General features: G+C 38.6%; 5 protein-coding genes. All 5 read left to right on the top strand.

Features of this window, described 5'->3' with window-relative positions; translation table 11 throughout:
• Positions 1–26 precede the first annotated feature (26 nt).
• Positions 27–242, top strand: coding sequence for a hypothetical protein (locus O9332_RS20710; RefSeq protein ID WP_288027199.1), 216 nt, complete (start codon positions 27–29; stop codon positions 240–242).
• Positions 242–1,219 carry a methyltransferase gene (locus tag O9332_RS20705; RefSeq protein WP_288027197.1) on the top strand — a complete coding sequence of 326 codons (978 nt, stop codon included), beginning with the start codon at positions 242–244 and terminating at the stop codon, positions 1,217–1,219. Before O9332_RS20710 ends, O9332_RS20705 begins: the two co-directional genes overlap by 1 nt.
• 17 nt (positions 1,220–1,236) lie before the next feature.
• Positions 1,237–2,439, top strand: coding sequence for an SDR family oxidoreductase (locus O9332_RS20700; RefSeq protein WP_002761479.1), 1,203 nt, complete (start codon positions 1,237–1,239; stop codon positions 2,437–2,439).
• A gap of 56 nt (positions 2,440–2,495) precedes the next feature.
• Entirely contained in the window at positions 2,496–4,508 is a 2,013-nt protein-coding gene (locus O9332_RS20695; RefSeq protein WP_002761476.1) for an ABC transporter ATP-binding protein/permease, read from the top strand.
• A 349-nt stretch (positions 4,509–4,857) separates the two neighbouring features.
• A partial coding sequence (locus O9332_RS20690) for a LamG domain-containing protein (RefSeq protein ID WP_288027194.1) occupies positions 4,858–5,473 on the top strand: 616 nt, incomplete at its 3' end.

Below are 5,473 nucleotides of genomic sequence, written 5' to 3'. Positions count from 1 at the left end.
TTATAGAGAAAGGCATTTAGCGATTTTTGTCAATTGTTTTTGCTCTAGAGCGAACTAATCAATTAAGTCTCTTGCCAGATAAGGATTTAGTCGATTTATGCCCCCCTATCGAACCATACCAAGTAACGAAGAACCCTTTTTTTAGGGAATCCGTAAGCTCAATCAAAAAGGTCATTAAATTATGTTTAATCTTCCCAGAGAAAACCCAAATCAAATATCTCCTAGAGACACCGTTTTACTGATGATTAGGGGGTTTCAGATCAGTCAATGTGTTTATGCTGCTGTGAGATTAGGGATTCTTGATTTGTTAGGAGATGGCTCAAAACACTATCAAGAATTAGCGACGGAAACTAACACTCATGCTGATTCTCTCTATCGTCTTTTACGAACTTTGGTCAGTTTAGGAATTTTGCAAGAAAATCAACCGGATTATTTTCAAAATACTCCCTTAGCGGCTTATCTAAGGGATGATCAAGTGGGAACTTTACGCAACTGGCTAATTACCGAGATAGAAGAAAGTTATGCTTGTTGGGGCAATTTTACCCAAAGTTTAACGACTGGTGAAGGAGCTTTTAAAGCCATGTATGGTCTTGATATTGAGGAGTACCATCGAGAGAATCCTAGCCAAAATAAAGTTTATGATCAATCAATGAATGATATAACCACATTCCAAATAGCCAAAATATTAGAAGCTTATGATTTTTCCTCCGTAGAAGTATTGGCAGATATTGGTGGCGGTCAGGGAAAACTGATTGCTGCTATCTTAAAACGTTACCCTCAAATAAAAGGGATACTTTTTGAACAGCCATACTCCCTTGAAAAAGCCAAAAATTTATTGAAACAGGAAGGGGTAAGCGAACGCTGTGAGTTGATAAGTGGAGATTTTTTTGAATCGGTTCCCGTCGTAGCCGATGTTTATTTACTCAAGCAAGTTTTGCTCAGTTGGAATGATCAACAAGTGGTTGATATTCTCAAAAACTGTCGCCAGTATATGCCTTCCACATCTCGATTATTAATTGCAGAAAGAATTATCCGCAAAATTTATTGGAGAGATAATTTAGCTGATCTACAGTTATGGATGCTTCATTCAGGAAAAATTCGCTCAGAAAATGAATTAAAAGTCCTATTAACAAGCGCTGGATTTCAAATAGATAAAATTATTGATACTATGCCTGTGCAGAGTTTGATTGAAGCAAGTCCACTCCCTAAATTAAATTAGATATGTCCTAGCAAAGCATGAGCAATCAAGAATGTATTCCAGATTTTAAAACAGAAGCTATTCTCAATCCTGATATTAGTTTTGACAGTCCTCTGAAGGAGGATATTGACGAGCCAAAATCAATTTTTTTAACTGGCGCTACTGGATTTTTAGGGGCTTATTTGCTCCGGGAACTGATCGGTCAAACCACCGCTAATATCTATTGTTTAATTCGTTGTCATACTTTAGAAACTGGTAAACAGCGACTAAAAGAAAACCTCCAATCTTACCAACTTTGGCAGGAACCTTTTGATGATCGTATTATCCCGATAGTTGGCGATTTAGCTCAACCATTGTTAGGTCTTTCTGAGAAAGATTTTTGTCAATTAGCCACCGACATTGATGTTATTTATCATAACGGATCAGAAAACGACCCGATCACCCCTTACTCTCAAATGAAAGCGGTTAATGTTTTGGGAACTCAAGAACTTCTTAAGTTAGCCGGACTAAGAAAAACTAAACCAGTTCATTTTATCTCGACAGTCGCCATTTTTTTTAGTCAGGCTCATAGACAAGATATAGCGATTAGAGAGACGGACTTTCCTCTATTTTCTCCCAGTTTAAATACGGGCTATAAACAAAGCAAATGGGTGGCTGAAGAATTAATACACCTAGCTCAAAAAAGAGGTTTGCCCGTCTCTATTTATCGACCTACAAGAATTATGGGTGACAGCAAAACTGGAATTTATCGAAAATCCAATAATTTCTTTTTTCGGTTTATTCAAATATGTATTAAATTAGAAAAATTTCCCACTTTTGATGTGGATATTAATATTATTCCCATTGACTATGCCAGTAAAGCTATTGTTTATCTCTCAAGGCAAAAGCAACTTTTAGGAAAAACCTTTCATTTAGTTAATCCTGAATCAATTTCATGGCAGAGACTTTTTGAACTAATTAATGCCTGTGGTTATGCCACTGAACCGGTATCCGATAAAAATTGGTTAGTGATGGTTGAAAATTACCTTTTTGAGCAGGGAGGAGAAAAAGCCGTTAGTTCTTGCTTCCCAATTATTTTAAAATCAGCTAAAATGATTAGTCAGACAAAGCCTCGGTTCGATGCTTGTCAAACTATCGAGGGATTAGCTCATAGCTCAATCGTTTGTCATCCTCTCGATTTATCCCTGATCTCTACTTATTTACTTGCTTGGAAAAAATATGAGACAAAAATGTTAAACTAGCAAAGGCTCATCTGCTGCCCGACTACCAATAGCGTCAACCCCTTTTTTTTGGAAATATGTCAACCCAAGTTGCTGAAAACAAAAATGCACTTGCTTCTTTTAACCAATTTTTGAAAGATGTCAAGGCGATCACTCAACCTTACTGGTATCCGACCGAACCAGGCGCAAGAAGCTTTCCCGAGGTGATTCGTGGCTGGGGAATGCTATTTTTGCTAATTTTTCTAATCCTCGGTTTAGTAGTCGTAACGCTTTTTAATAGTTTTGCTATTCGTCGCTTGATTGACGCAATTGTACAACAGGGAGACTATGCCAAATTTAATCAGGAATTGATCGCCTATGTGATTGGGCTGATCTTGGTGACACTGCTAGTCGGTTACAGTAAAAATATTTCCAAAAAAATTGCTTTGCATTGGTATGAATGGCTAAATGGTCAGGTTTTAACTAAATACTTCCATAAACGTGCCTATTATAAAATTAATTTCAAATCTGATATTGATAATCCTGATCAACGCATTGCTCAAGAAATTGAACCGATCACCAGTAATGCTCTTAGCTTTTTCTCATCTTTTCTAGAAAAAAGCCTGAAGATGCTTGTCTTTTTAGTAGTGATCTGGACGATTTCTCAGCGGATCGCTATTCCGCTACTTATTTATACAGTCATCGGTAATTTTATCGCCCTTTATTTAAACCAAGAATTAATCAAGATCAATGAAAAGCAATTAGCTTCAAAAGCTGATTATAATTATGCGTTAACTCACGTTCGCAATCATGCTGAATCCATCGCCTTTTTTCGGGGGGAGAAAGAAGAATCAAATATCATTCAGCGAAGATTTAAAAAGGTATTAGATGATACTCGAAATAAAATTGATTGGGAAAGAGGGAACGAACTGTTTGCTAGGGGCTATCAGGCCGCTATTCAAGTATTTCCCTTCTTAATTCTGGGACCTTTGTATATTAGAGGTGAGATCGATTATGGACAGGTGGAACAAGCTTCCACAGCCTGTTATATATTCGCTACTTCTTTGGGAGACCTGATCACTGAATTTGGCATTTCGGGACGATTTTCTAGTTATGTTGAACGTTTAAATGAGTTTTCGACTGCCCTAGAAACTGTTACTCAACAACCAGAGAATGTCAGCACGATCAAAACTATCGAAGAAAATCATTTTGCCTTTGAGAAAGTCACTTTACAAACTCCCGACTATGAGCAGGTAATTGTCGAAGATCTATCTCTTTCTGTTCAACCCGGTGAAGGATTACTAATTGTTGGCCCTAGTGGCCGCGGCAAAAGTTCCCTCCTACGAGCAATCGCGGGTTTATGGAATTCTGGTACGGGAAGTTTAATGCGGCCTCCCCTTGAAGAAATTCTCTTTTTACCTCAACGTCCCTATATTATCCTGGGAACCTTGCGGGAACAATTGCTCTATCCTCAGACCGATCGTCAGATAACTAATACCGAAATTCAAGCAGTATTACAACAAGTCAATTTACAAAATACCCTAAGTCGGGTGGATGAATTTGACTCTGAAAAACCCTGGGAAAACATTCTCTCCCTAGGAGAACAACAACGTCTAGCCTTTGCTAGGCTCTTAGTTAATCCCCCCAGTTTTATCATTTTAGATGAAGCAACCAGCGCCCTAGATTTAGTCAACGAAAGGATTCTATATGAGCAATTAAAAGCTCGTAAGACAACTTTTATTAGTGTCGGTCATCGAGAAAGTCTCTTTAATTACCATCAATGGGTTCTAGAACTCTCGGCCGACTCTAGTTGGGAACTCTTGACTGTTGAAAATTATCGCCTTAAGAAAGCGCGAGAAATGTTTACTAAGACCCCTAATGGCAATTCTGTAAAACCTGATATTACCACTAATCATGAGTCAGAATCCCCAGAAACACATCAGTCTCTTGAGGGACTTTCTCATCAAGAGATAAAACTATTAACCGACTTATCGATCTCTAGTGTTCGTAGTAAAGCTAGTCGCGGAAATTTGATCGTAGCCAACGATGGTTTTACCTATCGTTATGACAAAAATCCTCAAATCTTAAAGTGGCTTAAAATCTCACCTTAAGCTGTCTGGCTGGAAAAGATTGATATAATCTGGCTGGAAAAGATTGATATAATCAGCCAATAGCCAGACCTCGAATCGACCCTAGAACCTGGACAAACCCGACAGCTGCCTAACGATGTCAGCAATTTAACTACCAGTTTCTACCAACAACAATTGACCGATAATATGGGATGAGAGGCTATTGAAGCTAAATTTTGTGAAAACTTCTCAATTATATCGCTAGATAACTAAAATGTGTTAAGCTAGGAAGTAGCATTCTGGGAAATCACGACCGATAGATCAGTCTCTTATTAGTCAGAATCCCTGAACCCCTGATTACCTCTTTCTCCCCCGGTCGGTGACAAAACCAATGGCTGAACAACGCTCTGTACTAAAATTTAATGGCATCGATGATCATATGGAGCTATCCCAGGGATTTCTTGACATCGATCAGAGTATTACCATGACATTTTGGGCAAAAGGGGAAAATAATTTAGCCACAGAAACGACTCTTTTAGAAGCTGTTAATCAGGAAAATAACCGCGTTCTACATATTACCCTGCCTTGGGGCGATCCCCTGAAACCTGCGATTTTTTGGGACGCAGGAAATGAAGAAGGTTTTGATCGAATTGAAAAAAAAGTCAAGCTTAAGGATTATAGTGATTGGACTCATTGGGCCTTTGTCAAAAATGCGACCACAGGTCGAATGTTAATCTACCGTAACGGGATCATATGGCATTGTGGCAACGGTCATAACCGTGCCTTAACCGGGATCGAAAAAATCATCTTAGGAGCCGCTGTTAATCTCTCCCATTATTGGCAAGGTTGTCTCGCCGAACTTTCTCTTTGGAATCAAGCGCGTAGCCAAGAAGAAATCCAAAAAGCGATGTATCAATCTCCCTTAGTTGATGATCTTGGCTTAGTTACTTATTTATCACTCAATGGCAGTGCCGAGGATCAAACAAGTTATAGCAATCATGGTATTC

Origin of the sequence: Microcystis sp. LE19-10.1B (genome assembly GCF_027530565.1) — a bacterium.
In the GTDB taxonomy this organism is placed as follows: Bacteria; Cyanobacteriota; Cyanobacteriia; order Cyanobacteriales; family Microcystaceae; genus Microcystis; species Microcystis aeruginosa.
Note: the sequence above shows the minus strand (reverse complement) of the source record. Positions and strands in the feature narration are given on the sequence as shown.